The sequence below is a fragment of the Rhodococcoides corynebacterioides NBRC 14404 genome (genome assembly GCF_001894765.1).
GTDB lineage: Bacteria > Actinomycetota > Actinomycetes > Mycobacteriales > Mycobacteriaceae > Rhodococcoides > Rhodococcoides corynebacterioides.
Genome location: NZ_BCWV01000002.1, coordinates 305,339 through 321,043, shown reverse-complemented (window position 1 = coordinate 321,043; position 15,705 = coordinate 305,339). Strand labels below are relative to the sequence as shown.

Sequence of the window (15,705 nt, the reverse complement as noted above, 5' to 3'; positions counted from 1 at the left end):
ACGAATGACAGCAGTCGATCTCACCGGGCGGACCGCCGTCGTCACCGGCGGCGCTACCCTGCTCGGGCGGGGCGTCGTCGCTGCCCTGGCCGACTCGGGAGCGACCGTCGTGATCGCCGACATCGACGACGAGAACGGCGAGCGCGCAGCCGCCGAGTCGGGCGAGTCGGTGACGTTCCGCCACCTCGACGTCACCGACGACGCAGCGGTGCGCGCGTTCGTCGCGGCCGTCGTCGACGCCCACGGAGGCCTCGACATCGTGGTCAACCTCGCCGCGGTCTACCTCGACGACGGCTTCGCCACCCCGCGGGCCGACTGGCTGACCGCCCTCGACGTCAACGTCGTCTCGATGGTCGCGCTGGTCCAGGCCGCCCATCCGCACCTGGTCGCCTCACCGCATGCCGCCGTCGTCAACTTCACGTCGATCTCCAGTTCGGTCGCGCAGACCGGACGCTGGGTCTACCCCGCGTGCAAGGCCGCGATCGCGCAGCTGACGCGCTCGATGGCGATGGACCTCGCCCCCGACGGTATCCGCGTCAACTCGGTCAGCCCCGGGTGGACGTGGTCCGCGATCATGGACGGCCTGTCGGGCGGCGACCGCGCGAAGACCGACCGCGTGGCCGCACCCTTCCACCTCACCGGGCGCGTGGGCGATCCGCGAGAAGTCGGCGACGTCGTCGCCTTCCTCGCCTCCGACGCCGCCTCCGTCGTCACGGGGGCCGACTGGGCCGCCGACGGCGGCTACTCCGCCATGGGTCCGGAACGTGCCGTGCCCGCCATTCCCCAACTCGCCGAACAGGATCCCGCATGACCACCACACCTCGACTGCTCGTCGGCATCGTCGGCGCCGGCTTCGCCGGCCTGTCCACCGCACGCGTCCTCACCGAACTCGGCCACGACGTCGTCGTCTGGGAGAAGGCCCCCGACGTCGGCGGCGTGTGGAGCGCCACGCGTCGCTACCCGGGTCTGAAGACCCAGAACAACAAGGGCACCTACGCATTGTCCGAGATGCCGATGCCGAAGCACTACCCGGAATGGCCGTCGGGAGAACAGGTTCAGGCCTACCTGGAGAACTACGCCCGGAAGTTCGGCATCCTCTCGGCCGTCGAGTGCAGCACCGAGGTGGTCTCCGCGACCCCCGCGGCGACCGGCGGCTGGGACGTGACGACGGCGAGCGAGAAGGGCACCGACACCCGCCACGTCGACCACCTGGTGCTCGCGAGCGGCATCTTCTCGGAGCCGTTCGTCCCGCCGTTCGAGGGGCGCGAGGACTTCCTCGCCGCCGGCGGCGAGATCATGCCCGCGGGCGATCTCCACCACCTCGATCAGGTGGCCGGCAAGCACGCGATGGTGGTGGGCTACGGAAAGTCCGCTTGCGACATCACCGTCGAGGTCGCCGGCGTCGCCGCGTCGACCACCGTCGTGGCCCGCGAACTGTTGTGGAAGCTCCCCCGCAAGATCAAGGGCGTCCTGAACTACAAGTACCTCATGCTCACCCGACTCGGTGAGGGCATCTTCCGTTACCACACGGTGAGCGGCGTCGAGCGCCTGCTGCACGCGCGGAACTCCCTGATCGCCGACGGGATGGTCGACAGCGTGGGCTCGGTGACCACCAAGCAGTTGCAGCTCGAGAAGCTCGGCCTGATTCCCCTGGGCACGTTCGCCGACATCGCCCGCGCCACCGTGTCGTTGGTCAGCGAGGGCTTCTTCGAGGGCGTCGCCGACGGGCGCATCGACGTTCGTCGCGACACCACCGTCACCCGCCTGCTCGAGAAGGACGGCACGCCACACGCCGAGCTCTCGGACGGCTCGGTGATCCGCACCGACGTGATCCTGGCGGCGACGGGATGGCGACAGACCATCCCGTTCCTGCCGGACGACGTGCTGAACCGGTTCACCGACGAGCGTGGCGACTACGTGCTCTACCGCCAGATCCACCCGGTGGGGGTGGACGATCTGAGCTTCGCCGGCTACAACTCGTCGTTCTTCTCCCCGCTCTCCGCCGAGGTGTCGGCGCTGTGGATCGGCTCCCTGCTCGGCGGCAACCACACCCTGCCGAGCGAGGACGAGATGCGTCAGCAGGTGGCCACTCGCCTGCGGTGGATGCGCGAACGCACTCGCGGGAACCACGCGCGCGGCACCAACGTCATTCCGTTCTCGGTGCACAACATCGACGAAACGCTGTCCGACATCGGTCTCGGTGTCTCGCGCCTGACCAAGGCGAAGGAATGGCTCCTGCCGATCAACCCGAGTGACTACCGTGACCTCGTGCAGAAGCTGAAGAAGCGAGTGCGGCGGTGACAGCAGCTCACCCGGGCCCCGCGGCGGAGACGGTGGACGCCGTCGTCGTCGGTGCGGGCATCAACGGCATGGTGGCCGCCGCGGAACTGGCGGGCGCCGGCTGGTCCGTGGCGCTGGTCGACGAGCGAGATCGGTTGGGCGGCTTCGTCGCCTCCGACGAGCTGACCCGTCCCGGGCACGTCCACGACACGTTCAGCTCCTGGCATCCGCTCTTCGTGACCGGTGGCGCGTACGCGGACCTCGGACCCGATCTGCACCGACACGGCCTCGCGTACTCCAACACCGACGGCGCGGTCACCGCGGGACTCTCCGACCGGGGCACGGTGGTGGCCCATCGCGATCCGACGGTGACGGCGAAGACCTTCGAACACCACGAGGATCGGCGCGCGTACGGCGAGATGCTGGCCGAGCTCGAGTCGTGGGCACCGCACGCGTTCGGCGCGCTGGGGTCGGAACTGCGACCGCTCGATCTCGCCCGACTCGGCGCCGGCGCGCTGCGGGCACTCGGGCGGGACGGCAGCACGGACTTCGTCCGGGTCGCGCTGCAGAGCGGACGCGGCTACGTCCGAGAGCGGTTCCGCGGCTGGGAAGTCGACCAGCTGTGGTCGCCGTGGCTCCTGCACGCAGGCCTGTCCCCCGATCACGCGACCGGCGGGCTGATGCTGCCGATCATGGCGTTCAGCATGCACGCCGCGGGACTGCCGGTGGTCACCGGCGGCGCCGGGGAATTCACCGCCGCGTTCGGGACGCTGCTCGCCGAGCGAGGAGTCACCGTGGCCCTCGGCGAACCGGTGTCGCACATCGACGTCGCCGACGGTCGGGCCGTCGGGGTCCGCGTCGGTGACCGGCGGATCGCCGCGCGACGAGCCGTGCTCGCGTCGTCGTCCACGCCGCGTCTGTACCAGGAGTTGCTGGGCGCCGACGTCGCCCCGCCCGCCGGTCGACGCGCCGCGGCGCGACACCGCCCCGGCCGGGCCGCGATGCAGATCCATCTGGCCCTCGACCGCCCGGTGTCGTGGACGGACACCCGGCTGCGGGAGGTCCCGCTGATTCACGTCGGGGACGGCGCCGGGAGCACCGGAATCGCCTGTGCGCAGGCCGAATCCGGGCTGTTGCCGGCCGACCCCACCGTGGTGGTCGGACAACAGGACGTTCTCGATCCGTCCCGCTCTCCCGCGGGTGCGTCCACTCTGTGGGTCCAGCTGCAGGAGGTGCCGTGGGCGCCGATCGGCGACGCGGCCGGCGCGATCGCGGTCGACGGGTCCTGGACCGAGTCCGTCACCGCCGCCTACGTCGACCGGGTCCTCGCCCGCATCGAGCGGTACGCGCCCGGCCTGCGCGAGTCGGTCACCGGCACGGCGGTGCTGACGCCCACGGACCTCGCCGCCGCCAATGCCAATGCCGTGCACGGCGATCCGTACGGCGGCGCCGCCGAGATCGACCAGTCGCTGCTGTGGCGGCCGGGTACCGGCACCGGGCACCGCACCGGCATCGACGGGCTGTTCCACATCGGGGCGTTCACCCACCCGGGTCCCGGATTGGGCGGTGGCTCCGGCCATCTCGTCGCCCAGCAGCTGATCGCCCCCTCCCCGACCACCCGCGTGGCCACCCGGCTGCGCGGTCTGACCGAAAGGTTCCGGCCATGACCACCACCCTGGACAGCCTGCTCTCCGACCTCGCCTCGGGCGCCGTCCACGTCGTCGACCTCACCGCCCCGCTGTCGCCCTCGACCCCGGTCCTGCAGTTGCCGGCGCCATTCGCGAACACGATTCCGCTCTCGCTGGAACCGGTCAGCAACTTCGACGACGACGGCCCCGGCTGGGGGTGGAACAACATCCACACCGGCGAGCACACCGGCACCCACGTCGACGCTCCGGCGCACTGGGCGACGGGCCGCGACGGGCACACCGTCGACACCATTCCGCCCGGCCGCCTGGTCGGTCCCGCCGTGGTGCTCGACTTCCGTGACGAGGTCTCCCGCGATCCCGACTTCCTGCTCGAGCCCGCGCATCTCGACGCCCACGTCGCCGAGCACGGTCCGTTGCCGGACGGCGCGTGGTTGGTCTTCCGGACCGGCTGGAGTGCCCGCAACCACGACGCCGACGCGTTCCTCAACGCCGACGACTCCGGCCCGCACACCCCCGGGGTCTCCGTGGCCGGCGCCGAGTGGCTGGCGGCGTCGTCGATCACCGGATTCGCCGTCGAGACCGTCGGGGTCGACGCCGGCCAGGCGGGCGGCATGGACCCGATGTTCCCGGTGCACTACCACCTGCTCGGCGCCGACAAGTACGGCCTGACGCAGCTGCAGAACCTCGACCGACTGCCCGCGACCGGGGCCGTCCTGGTGGCCTCCCCGCTGCCGATCGTCGGCGGAACCGGCTCGCCCGCACGCGTGCTCGCGTTCGTGCCGGGGGCGGCGTGAGTACCGCGACGGCAACGGCCGTGCCCACCGCTGCGCCCACCGCGGTGCCCACCGCCACGGTCGCCGACGTCGTCGCGCAGGTACTGACCGAGCTCGGTGTCGGCCACGCGTTCGGGGTGGTGGGCAGCGGCAACTTCGCCGTCACCAACGCCCTGATCGCACGCGGCGTGCCGTTCACCGCGGCCCGACACGAGGGCGGCGCGGCGTCGATGGCCGACGGCTACAGCCGCTTCTCCGCGCACCCGGGCGTCCTCACCCTGCACCAGGGATGCGGACTGACCAACGCCGTCACCGGAATCGGCGAGGCGGCCAAGAGTCGAACGCCGATGATCGTGCTCACCGCGGACGTGGCGGCATCGAGCCGCCTGTCGAACTTCCGCATCGATCAGGACGCGCTGGCCCTGTCCGTGGGCGCGGTGCCCGAGCGCGTGCACTCCGCCGAGACGGCGGTCGCGGACGTCACCCGGGCCTGGCAGACCGCGGTGCACGGTCGCCGCACCGTCGTGGTGAGCCTGCCGCTCGACGTGCAGGCGTCGCCGGCCCCCGAGACGACGACGGTGCGCCGACCCGTCGCCCCCGCCCCGGTGCGGCCGGCGGACTCGGCCGTGCGGGAGCTCGTTCGGCTGATCGACGAGTCGGAGCGACCGGTCTTCGTCGCCGGCCGCGGTGGGCGGAACGCGGGCGACGAGATCGCCGCGCTGGCCGATCGCGTCGGCGCGCTGGTGGCCACGTCGGCCGTCGCGAACGGCCTCTTCCGCGGGCACGAGTTCGATCTCGGCATCTCGGGCGGATTCTCCGCACCGCTGACGGCCGAATTGATCTCGAACGCCGACCTGATCGTGGGGTGGGGGTGCGCGCTGAACATGTGGACGATGCGGCACGGCTCCCTCATCGGGGAGAACACCCGGGTGGTGCAGATCGACGACACCGCCGAGGCCCTCGGCGCCCACCGCCCGGTGACGCTCGGCATCCACGGGGACTGCCGGGCGACGGCCGCCGACGTCCTGGCTGCCGTCGGTGACACCGCGCAGCGCTACCGGACGGCGGAGGTGTCGGCCCGCCTCGCGGAGCGCCGGTGGTGGAACGACACCCCCACCGAGAATCTGTCCACCGCGGACACGATCGATCCGCGGGTGTTCTCGGCCGAACTGGACCGGCTGCTGCCGGCGGAACGACTGGTGGCGATCGACTCGGGGAACTTCATGGGGTACCCGTCGACGTACCTGCGTGTGCCCGATCACCACTCGTTCTGCTTCACGCAGGCCTTCCAGTCGATCGGCCTGGGCCTGGCCAGCGGACTCGGCGCGGCGCTCACCCGCCCCGATCGACTGCCCGTGATCGGCACCGGTGACGGCGGGTTCCTCATGGGGATCGCCGAGCTCGAGACGGCGGTGCGGCTGGGCACTCCGCTGGTGATCGCGGTGTACGACGACGCCGCGTACGGCGCCGAGGTGCACCACTTCGCGGGCCCGGACCACGCCGACGACGTCGATCTGTCGACGGTCACGTTCCCGGACGTCGACATCGCCGCGGTGGCGCGCGGCTACGGCGCCACGGGAGTCACCGTGCGGACGACGGCGGACCTCGCGCCGGTCGCGGAGTGGCTCCGATCCCCGCAGGGTGTTCTGGTCATCGACGCCAAGATCGCGCCCGACGGCGGCGCCTGGTGGCTCGCGGAGGCATTCCGGGGCCACTGACCGTGCGGCTTATGACAGTTTTTCGACGATCGAAACATCGACGCAACACGTAGTTGGTATGATGGGGGTCACACTCGAGCGACTCGAGGGAGGCCCATGTCCACGCTGTTGCGTCGCCACCCGGTGCTGACCACGTCCGACCTGGACGAGGCCCGCACCTCGGTCGGCGAAACGTTCTGTCCGCACGGTCTCACCGTCACCGACCGACGCGGCGCCTTGTCACTCGTGCACAACGCCGCGTCGGTCGGCTCCATCGGGATCAACTACCTCCGCTACGGCGAGGAAGTGCGCATCACCCCGGGCACGTTCGGATCGTTCTATCTGGTCCAGATCCCGCTCAGCGGTCGCGCTCGGGTCCGTGTCGGCGACACCGAGGTGGTGTCGGACCGGCGGTTCGCGTCCCTCCCCTCGCCCACCCTGCCCGTCGACATGGTGTGGTCCGCCGACTGCGAGCAACTGCTGGTCCACATTCCGCGCGACGCCGTGCAGTTCGCGGCCGACACCGACGAACCGGTGGTCTTCCACCCGCTGGTGGATCTGGCCGCGCCGACGGTGGCGAGTTGGATGCGGTTGGTGCGCTACGCCTGCGACGAGGTGGACAGCGACTCCGGCCTGTTGCACTCACCCCTCGCCGCGCGGCACTTCGAACAGGTCGTGATCGGCGGGCTGCTGGCCGCCCAGCCCAACAGCAGTGCGCACGGGCCGCGGCCGGACGAGACCGTGGTCACCTCCCGCGCGGTCCGGCACGCCCTGGCCCTCATCGAGGAGCATCCCGAGAAGTCCTGGCGTGTGGCGGATCTCGCGGCCGAGGCCGGGGTGAGCGCCCGCACGCTCCAGGCGTCGTTCCACCGCGAGCGCGGCACCACCCCGCTCGAGGAACTGCGTCGCGTCCGGCTGAACCGGGCCCACCACGACCTCGTCGCCGGCGGTCCCGGCGCCGAGAGCGTCACCGAGGTCGCGGCCCGCTGGGGCTTCTTCCACCTCGGCCGGTTCTCGCAGGCCTACCGTGCCGAGTTCGGCGAGAGCCCGTCGCGCACCCTGGCGAGCTAGCCCCGGAAGCGATCCACCCACTCGGACGGCCAGTCACGCGCCTGTCCGGTCGCGCGATCGATGTGCACCACGACGTAGGAGCCGCGCGCGGCCACCACGGCGTCGCGGCCGTCGAACGCCTCGCCCCGCACCGTGAACTCGAAGCGCAGGGACGACGAGCCGACGCGGGCGACGGAGAGCTCGGTGGTCACCTCCTGCCCGAAGTACAACGGAGCGAGGAAGTCCACCTCGTAGCGCACGCGCGGTACCCGAGGGAAATACACCGAGCCGAGGCCCCACTCGCGAACGAGTGCGGCCTCGGCGGATTCGACGAATCGAACGACGGTGCTGTTGTGGTAGATCCCGGCGGCGTCGGTGTCCATCCACTCGACGCGGGACCGGTAGGAGAAGGTCACCGGACGTTCCTACCCGACGGGGACGGCCGTTCGCTCCTCGGCCACCGTGCGATTCGGGGTCCACCGCACGTGCGTGGTGTCCTCGCCACCGTCGCGCAGCAGCGACAGACGCGGCGGCACCTTGTCGGTGCGGGAGGTCGGCGGCCGGCGACGCCCGGCCTTCCAGGGCAGCGGCCACGACGCCCCCGCCCCCGTCCACTCCTGCTCGGCCGCCGCGTGCAGGGTCCAGTTGGGGTCGTAGAGATGCGTGCGGCCCAGGGCGCAGAAGTCGGCGCGACCCGCCAGGAGGATGGAATTGACGTCGTCGTACGACGAGATCGCCCCCACGGCGATCACCGCCACCCCGGCCTGCGCGGCCACCTCGTGACGGATCCGATCCGCGAACGGCGTCTGGTACGACCGCCCGAACGCCGGCGTCTCGTCCTTGGTCACCTGCCCGGTGGAGACGTCGATCGCGGCCGCGCCGTGCTCGACGAACGCGCGCGCGATCTCCACGGCGTCGGTGACGGTGTTGCCGTCCGGCGCCCAGTCCGTCGCGGACACGCGCACCGTCACCGGGATCGACGACGGAACGGCGGCGCGCACGGCGTCGAACACCTCGAGCGGGAACCGGAGACGATTCTCGAGCGATCCGCCGTAGGAGTCGGTGCGGTGGTTGGCGATCGGCGAGAGGAACGACGACAGCAGGTACCCGTGCGCCGCATGGACCTCGATCAGATCGAAGCCGGCCGCGACGGCCCGCTCGGCCGTGGCGACGAAGTCCCGCACCACCGCGTCCAGATCGTCGCGCGTCGCCTCCCGCGGCACGTGGCATCCGTCGCCGTACGGCAGGGCGGACGGGCCGATCACCTCCCAGTTGTCCTCCTCGAGCGGCTGATCGATGCCGTCCCACATGAGCTTGGTCGAGCCCTTGCGGCCCGAATGTCCGATCTGCACACCGATCTTCGCCGCACTGTTCTCGTGAACGAACCGCGTCACCCGCGCCCACGCATCCCGCTGCTCGTCGGTCCAGAGCCCGGGGCATCCGGGGGTGATCCGCCCCTCCGGCGAGACGCAGGTCATCTCCGTCATCACCAGCCCCGCGCCGCCGAGCGCCTTCGAGCCCAGGTGCACCATGTGGAAGTCGGACGGCACTCCGTCCGTCGCGACGTACATGTCCATGGGCGAGAGCACGATCCGGTTCACCAGCTCGAGCTCGCCGATCCGGCCGGGGACGAACATGGCGGGCGGCGCGGACTCGACTCGGTTCGCGGCCGCGAACCGCGACCGCACCAGCGCCGCGAACTCCTCGTCCCGCTCGCGCAGGTTGTCGAACGTGATGCGCCGCGAGCGCGTCAGCAGATTGAACACGAACTCCGTGTCCGCCTGATCGCCGTACAGGCCGATGTTCTCGAACCATTCGAGCGACGCCTGCGCCGCGCGCTGCGTGCTCTCGACGACCGGCTTGCGCTCCTCCTGGTACGCGGCGAGGGCGGTCTCGATGTCCGCGTGCTCGTGGACGCACGCCGCCAGGGCGAGGGCGTCCTCCATGGCCAGCTTCGTTCCGGAGCCGATGGAGAAGTGGGCGGTGTGAGCAGCGTCGCCGAGCAGGACGACGTTGCCGTCGAACCACCGCTCGTTGCGCACGGTGTGGAAGTTCAGCCACTTCGAGTTGTTGGTGAGGATCTCGTGCCCGTCCAGCGTGTCGGCGAAGATCTCGCGGATACGCTCGACCGCGTACTCGTCGGAGACCCCTGGCGGGAAGTGCTCGTGCTCGGTGCGATCCAGACCCGCACGGCGCCAGACGTCGTCGTGCATCTCGACGATGAACGTGGAGCCCTGGTCGGAGTACGGGTACCCGTGGATCTGCATGGTGCCGAACTCGGTGTGGGCGACGATGAACTGGAACGCCTCGAACACCTTGTCGGTGCCGAACCAGATGTACTTGTTGTTCCGGCGATCGAGAGTGGGCCGGAAGACGTCCTCGTAGCGCGTCCGAACCGCGGAGTTCAGACCGTCCGAGGCGATCACCAGGTCGTAGGTGCGCCGCAGCGTATCCGGATCGGGCGCTTCCGTCGAGTACTGCACCTGCACACCGAGATCGGCGACCCGGCGCTGGAGCACCTTCAGCAGCTCCTTGCGGCTCATCGCCGCGAAGCCCTGGCCGCCGATGGTGTAGGACCGGCCGTCGACCTCGACGTCGATGTCGGTCCACCGGGCGAAGAGACGCTCCATCTCGTCGTGCACCACCGGGTCCGCGCCCTCGATGCTGCCGAGCGTCTCGTCGGAGAACACCACACCGAACCCGAACGTGTCGTCGGGGGCGTTGCGCTCCCAGACGTCGATGCGGTGAGTGGGGTCGAGCTGCTTGGCGAGGGCGGCGAAGTAGAGCCCGCCGGGTCCTCCACCCACGATGGCGATCCTCATGACCGTGCCTCCTGATCCGCCGGCGTCTCGAAGGACTGCCGGAGCTTGAAGTGTTGGAGTTTGCCGCTGGAGTTCCGCGGCAGGGTGTCGACGAAGCGAATGCGGCGCGGGTACTTGTACGGCGCCAGTTCGGCTTTCACGTGATCCTGGATGGACCGCACCGTCTCGTCGGTCGCGGGCACACCGTCGCGGAGCACGACGAACGCACTGACGATGGATCCGCGGTCCGGGTCCGGTTCGGCGACCACGGCCGCGTCGAGCACCGCGGAGTGGCTGTCGATGCAGGCCTCCACCTCGGGTGCCCCGATGTTGTAGCCGGACGAGACGATCATCGAATCGGTTCGGGCACAGTAGAAGTAGTACCCGTCCTCGTCCCTGTAGAACGTGTCACCGGTGATGTTCCACCCGTTCTCGACGCGCTCGAACTGACGCTCGTCGGCCAGGTACCGGCACCCGACGGGACCGATGACCGCGAGCCGGCCGGGCGTTCCGTCCGGCACGGGCTCACCGTCGTCCCCCAGAATTGCGGCGCGGTACCCGGGCAGCGGCCTGCCGGTCGAGCCGGGTCGGGGTGCATCCGCCGCCGCCGTCGTCAGGAAGATGTGCAGCAGCTCGGTGGCCCCGATGCCGTCGATCACCTCGAGGCCGATCTCGTCGCGAATGCGCGTCCACACCCCGGTGGGGATGTGCTCGCCGGCACTGACCGCGACGCGCAGGCCCGCCAGGCGACGAAGCTTGTCGGCCTTGATGATCTGCCGGTACGCGGTGGGCGCGGTGGCCAGCACGGTGACCTTCTCCGACTCCACCAGGTCGGCGAGTGCCGGCGGGGTGACGGCGTCGGTCAGCAGCGCGCACGCTCCGGCGCGCAACGGGAAGACCACCAACATGCCGAGTCCGAAGGTGAACGCGAACGGCGCGGTGCAGGCCACCACGTCGTCACTGCGCAGGCGCAGGCCGGCCGCGCCGAACGTGGCGTCGATGGCCAGCACGTCGCGATGGAAGTGCATGCAGAACTTGGGCGTTCCGGTGCTGCCGGAGGTCGGGGCGAGCAGGGCGACGTCGTCCGCCGCCGTCTCGACCGGCACGAAGTCCCCGGGCTTGCCCGCGGCCCGCGACACGAGATCGTCCTCGCCGGCGCCGCCGACCGGGACCACCACCAGATCGGCAGCACCCTCGTCGCGCACGGTCGACACGTCGTCGATCACGCGGTGGTCCACGAGCGCCACGGACGGACGGGTCTTCGCGACGATCGGCGCGAGCTCGCGGGCCCGCAGCGCGCTCATGACGACGACGGCGATACCGCCCGCTTCGAGCACCGCCAGCCAACACGCCACGGCCAGAGGGGTGTTCGGCGATCGGAGAAGAACGCGGTTCCCGGGCTGCAGGTGCAGGTCCTCGGTCAGCACCCGGGCGATCCGGTGGGTGTGGTCACGCAGGTCCCCGAGCGTCCACGCGATGCCGTCGGGAGTCCGCAGCGCCGGGTGGTCCTCGCCGAACCGGTCCACGGCGCGCTCGAGGAGCTCCGCACCGGCGTTGAGCCGGTCGGGGAACTGCAGCTCGGGCGTGGTGAACTCGAGCGTCGGCCACAGCTCGGCGGGAGGCAGGTTGTCGCGGGCGAAGGTGTCGACGTACGCGCTCGGCGAGAGCGAGTCGGGACCGGTCGGTGCCAGCGCTGTGGTCTCCGTGCTCATGTCACGGCTCCTTGTCGAGTCGGGTCGATCATGCCTTCCTGGACGACGGTGGCCAGGTGAATTCCGTCGGGAGTGAAGAATCGGCCCAGTCCCACACCGCGACCGGCGTCGGCGGACAGGGCCTCCTGGGTGTAGAGCAGCCACCCGTCCAGGACACCGGGGGCGGGAGCACGGTGGAACCACATGGCGTGGTCCAGGCTCGCGGTGACCAGGCCCGGTTCGGCCCACGGGTGACCCAGGGCGCGCAGGACCGGCTCGAGAATCGTGTAGTCGCAGGCATAGGCGAGAGCGGCCAGATCACGCTGCGCGTCGGTCAGTCCCGACACCGGACGCAGGGCGTCGAACGGGCGGATCCACAACGCCTGCTGCGGGTCTCGGCCCCCCTCGACGTCGAGGTAGATCGGCCCGGGGACGTGACGCATGTCGACGCCGCGCCCGGCGCTCCAGTACTGCTTGCTCACCTCGGTCATCGTCGCGTCGTCGGTCACGGGGCGGTCCGCGAGATACTGCGCGGACGACGGGAGCTCGTCGGGTGCCGGGAGGTCCGCGGGGGCGACGCTCGCCGTCGACCCGCTCTCGCCGCCGGCCGCGAACGAGGTCAGCGCCAGGTACGCCGTCTTGCCGTTCTGCAGCGCGCGCACCTGACGCGTCGCGAATCGTCGTCCGTCGCGGACGATCTCGACGTCGTAGTGCACCGGAGCGCCGATGTCGACCGGGCGCAGGAAGTACGAGTGCATGGAGTGCACGGTCTTGCCGTCCGTGACCGACCGCATCGCGGCGGCGGCCGCCGCGGCCACCATGTCCCCGCCGTACGCCTTGGGCCAGGGGCACGGCTGCGTCACCGCGGTGAAGGCCAGATCCGCCGCGACCGGGTCCGCCGGCGTCAGGGTGATCGCGTCGGTGACGACGGCGGAGGTCGGGGTCACGGGCGGGCCATCCACGGTGGTCACGGCCGGTCCAGCCAGTCCGGCAGCGACTCGTCGGCGACCGCGGGAAGGTTCACCACGATGTTGTCGGGGGTGCGAGTGGTGAGCCAGTGCAGCGGCTCGGTGCGCGAGAGGTTGCACTCGATGTGGGGCATGAACGGTGGCACGAAGACCCAGTCGCCCTCGTCCATGTCGATGTAGTCCTGGTAGTCCTCGCCGAAGTAGATGCGGGCGCGGCCGGAGAGGACGTAGCCGCCGGTCTCGGCCTCACCGTGGTGATGGGCGAGGGAACGGTAGCCCGGCTCGTTGCTGACCTTGCCGTACCAGATCTTGGTGGCGGGGGTGTGCTGCGGTCCGACGCCGGAGACGCGCGTCGCGCCCTCGGTCTGACCGGTGCGGCCGTCCTCCTCACCGGCGCGGGTGACCACGGGGATCACGCGTCCGCCCTCGCTCGCGTACTGCGAGTTGTCGCCCTCGAGGACGTACTCGGTCTGTGCGGTCATGACTGATCTCCTTCTGTCGGCAGGTTCTTCGGGGTGGTGATGGTGCGAACGACGTTGCGCAGCAGGCCGATGCCCTCGATCTCCGTCTCGAGGACGTCGCCGTCGGCGAGGTAGCGGGCCGGATCGCGGGACATGCCCACGCCGCCCGGTGTCCCGGTGAGGATCAGGTCCCCCGGCCGCAGCGTGGTGAAGGTCGAGACGTACGACAGGAGGTCGGCACTGTCGAACACGAGGGTCTTCGTCGAATCCCGTTGCACCTCCTCGTCGTTGACCCGGCAGGTGATGGTCAGGCCGGCGGCCGGATCGACCTCGTCGGGAGTGGCGACGACGGGCCCGACCGGCGTCGTCGCATCCCACGCCTTGCCCTGGAACCACTGCAGGGTGCGGCGCTGCCAGTCGCGCATCGAGATGTCGTTGGCCACGGTGTATCCCAGGATCGCGGCCTCGGCCTCGGTGCGAGACGCGTGCCGGATCGGTCGACCCACCACCACGGCGAGCTCGGCCTCCCAGTCCACCAGCACGTCGTCCGGCACGACGATGTCGTCCGTCGGGCCGATCAGCGTGTCGGCGAACTTCGCGAACAGGGTGGGGTACTGCGGCCGGTCGCGCCCGGTCTCGGCGATGTGGTCGCCGTAGTTCAGTCCGCAGCAGATCACCTTGGCGGGTGTCGGTACCGGCAGCGTCATGGCGTCTCCCGTTCGGTGGGGTCGCGGCGGTTCATGTAGCGAGTTTTGCACGACCGTCGCAAGTACGCAATAGATCGGTTAGGCTCGATCCGTAGGCACCCACCGAGACGAAGGACCGTCATGACGCACCTGCCCGTGAACCCCGCCGCGCTCCCCACCCCCAGCGGCTACTCGCACGGCACCCTCGCCGGCAACACCCTCTACCTGGGCGGACAGACGGCGCTGGACAAGGACATGCGCATCGTCCCCGGCGGCATCGTCGAGCAGTTCCGGCAGGCGTTCGGCAACGTCCTCACCACCCTCGCCGAGGCGGGCGGACAGCCCGAGGACCTCGTCAGCATCACGATCTTCCTCACCGACATCCCCGACTACCAAGCACACGGCCGGGAGATCGGACGCGTGTGGCGCGAGCTCGCCGGCCCCGTCTACCCCGCCATGGCGGGCATCGGCACCACCGGACTGTGGCAGCCCGAGGCCCTGATCGAGATCATGGGCACCGCCGTCATCCCCGACGAGCGGCTGCAGCGGCCGACCAGCTGACACTCGGCACCTTGGGGGTCCGTGAGGGCGGCACGAAGGGGGGGTGGTCACGACCTTCGGCGTGCTCGGGGCTCACCGTCGACCACCTCGGAACGGGTCGGCAGGGGCCACCAAACTTGCCGGTCTGCAAATGTCGGACCTCGATGGTTGACTCTGCGATATGACGAAGCCGTACTCAGTGGGCCTGGCTCTTGCCGCCGCCATGGTCGGCCTCGTCGCTGCATGTGGTGACGGCCCGACGAAAGCCGAGTCGGTGGCCAGCAGAGCACCGACGGTTTCCACGCCGTCGTCGGCGGTCAGCTCCACGAGCACGCCTGCGGTCGTCGACCTCGACCCCGCAAACTACGAGTACGGCGCCGACCGCTACCGCTTCGCGCTGGACGGGACTCCGCTACGGGAATGCGTCATCTATCCCTCTGCCGGCACGAACGTGGAGTGCTCGGTGGCGTGGCCCGACGGCACATCGGCCGCACCGGTGCAGGGGTCGGTATTCGACGGACCACCGAACGCGATCGTGTTGGCACCCGACGGCTTCTATCCGCTCGTCAGTGAAGGTGGCCCGCCCGGTGCTCCGCTGCTACCGGTGAATTCTCGGGTGAGTGTCGATGGTGTCGTTTGCACAGCGGTGGACGGCGGCGTCGAATGCGCCAACTCGGTCGCCGGGTTCTCCTTCATCGACGGTGAACTACGAACGTCGGGGCCGACGTCGAAGCCGCCGGTTGTCGAGACGACGAGTGTCGACGACCCGCCGCCATCGAACGCGTCCGGTGGGACGGACGGCGTCTACACGGACGGGACCGGTTCGGTACGGCCCGGCACGGTCTGCGGGGCCGCAACCGGACGTCAGCCGGTGGTCGAGGTCCGCAAGGGTTCGATCTCGTGCACCGACGCCTATGCGGTCATCGACCGCTACAACGGACTGCCTCGGACAGATGAGTTCGGTCGGTCCAACATCCGACAGTTCGACGGGTGGACGTGCGCTACGCGATCTGCCGCGGAAGCTGCCGAGAAGGGGTATGGGCAGACATGCAGCAGCGGCGACGTCGAGGTCGCCACCCCATACTTCGCTCGGTGAGCTGCGTAGAGGA

General features: G+C 70.3%; 14 protein-coding genes. 8 read left to right on the top strand and 6 right to left on the bottom strand.

All coding sequences use genetic code 11. From position 1 onward, the window contains the following. The first annotated feature begins 4 nt into the window (after positions 1–4). The 6 genes from RC2_RS02860 (at position 5) to RC2_RS02835 (ending at position 7,470) form a co-directional block, all read left to right on the top strand. On the top strand, positions 5–811 hold the full coding sequence (locus RC2_RS02860) for an SDR family oxidoreductase (protein WP_068151088.1): 807 nt from the start codon (positions 5–7) through the stop codon (positions 809–811). Then, positions 808–2,301 carry a flavin-containing monooxygenase gene (locus RC2_RS02855; protein ID WP_139277253.1) on the top strand — a complete coding sequence of 498 codons (1,494 nt, stop codon included), beginning with the start codon at positions 808–810 and terminating at the stop codon, positions 2,299–2,301. The genes RC2_RS02860 and RC2_RS02855 overlap by 4 nt, the downstream gene beginning before the upstream one ends. Further along, positions 2,298–3,947, top strand: coding sequence for a phytoene desaturase family protein (locus RC2_RS02850; protein ID WP_072681026.1), 1,650 nt, complete (start codon positions 2,298–2,300; stop codon positions 3,945–3,947). The genes RC2_RS02855 and RC2_RS02850 overlap by 4 nt, the downstream gene beginning before the upstream one ends. Then, on the top strand, positions 3,944–4,723 hold the full coding sequence (locus RC2_RS02845; RefSeq protein WP_068151085.1) for a cyclase family protein: 780 nt from the start codon (positions 3,944–3,946) through the stop codon (positions 4,721–4,723). Before RC2_RS02850 ends, RC2_RS02845 begins: the two co-directional genes overlap by 4 nt. Positions 4,724–4,743: 20 nt before the next feature. Further along, positions 4,744–6,420: a thiamine pyrophosphate-binding protein gene (locus RC2_RS02840; RefSeq protein ID WP_068151152.1), complete on the top strand. Its 1,677-nt coding sequence runs from the start codon at positions 4,744–4,746 to the stop codon at positions 6,418–6,420. 96 nt (positions 6,421–6,516) lie between these two features. Beyond that, the gene (locus tag RC2_RS02835) at positions 6,517–7,470 is read left to right on the top strand and encodes an AraC family transcriptional regulator (protein WP_072681024.1); all 954 of its coding nucleotides are present in this window, start codon (positions 6,517–6,519) and stop codon (positions 7,468–7,470) included. Here RC2_RS02835 and RC2_RS02830 read toward each other — a convergent pair. From RC2_RS02830 to RC2_RS02805, 6 genes are read right to left on the bottom strand one after another with little or no spacing between them, the layout of a single operon-like run. Next, on the bottom strand, positions 7,467–7,865 hold the full coding sequence (locus RC2_RS02830; RefSeq protein ID WP_211266819.1) for an acyl-CoA thioesterase: 399 nt from the start codon (positions 7,863–7,865) through the stop codon (positions 7,467–7,469). The genes RC2_RS02835 and RC2_RS02830 overlap by 4 nt on opposite strands. A gap of 9 nt (positions 7,866–7,874) precedes the next feature. Further along, the gene (locus tag RC2_RS02825) at positions 7,875–10,271 is read right to left on the bottom strand and encodes a bifunctional salicylyl-CoA 5-hydroxylase/oxidoreductase (RefSeq protein WP_082895666.1); all 2,397 of its coding nucleotides are present in this window, start codon (positions 10,269–10,271) and stop codon (positions 7,875–7,877) included. Continuing rightward, positions 10,268–11,962 carry an AMP-binding protein gene (locus RC2_RS02820; protein ID WP_068151079.1) on the bottom strand — a complete coding sequence of 565 codons (1,695 nt, stop codon included), beginning with the start codon at positions 11,960–11,962 and terminating at the stop codon, positions 10,268–10,270. Before RC2_RS02820 ends, RC2_RS02825 begins: the two co-directional genes overlap by 4 nt. Then, the gene (locus RC2_RS02815; RefSeq protein WP_245810932.1) at positions 11,959–12,912 is read right to left on the bottom strand and encodes an acyl-CoA thioesterase; all 954 of its coding nucleotides are present in this window, start codon (positions 12,910–12,912) and stop codon (positions 11,959–11,961) included. Before RC2_RS02815 ends, RC2_RS02820 begins: the two co-directional genes overlap by 4 nt. After that, positions 12,909–13,391, bottom strand: coding sequence for a cupin domain-containing protein (locus RC2_RS02810; RefSeq protein ID WP_068151076.1), 483 nt, complete (start codon positions 13,389–13,391; stop codon positions 12,909–12,911). The genes RC2_RS02815 and RC2_RS02810 overlap by 4 nt, the downstream gene beginning before the upstream one ends. Next, positions 13,388–14,077: a fumarylacetoacetate hydrolase family protein gene (locus RC2_RS02805; protein WP_082895665.1), complete on the bottom strand. Its 690-nt coding sequence runs from the start codon at positions 14,075–14,077 to the stop codon at positions 13,388–13,390. Before RC2_RS02805 ends, RC2_RS02810 begins: the two co-directional genes overlap by 4 nt. Before the next feature lie 120 nt (positions 14,078–14,197). On the opposite strand from RC2_RS02805, the gene RC2_RS02800 reads away from it, so the two are divergent. After that, positions 14,198–14,617 carry a RidA family protein gene (locus RC2_RS02800; RefSeq protein WP_068151074.1) on the top strand — a complete coding sequence of 140 codons (420 nt, stop codon included), beginning with the start codon at positions 14,198–14,200 and terminating at the stop codon, positions 14,615–14,617. A 160-nt stretch (positions 14,618–14,777) separates the two neighbouring features. Next, positions 14,778–15,692, top strand: coding sequence for a hypothetical protein (locus RC2_RS02795; protein ID WP_139277252.1), 915 nt, complete (start codon positions 14,778–14,780; stop codon positions 15,690–15,692). The last annotated feature ends 13 nt before the right edge of the window (positions 15,693–15,705 follow it).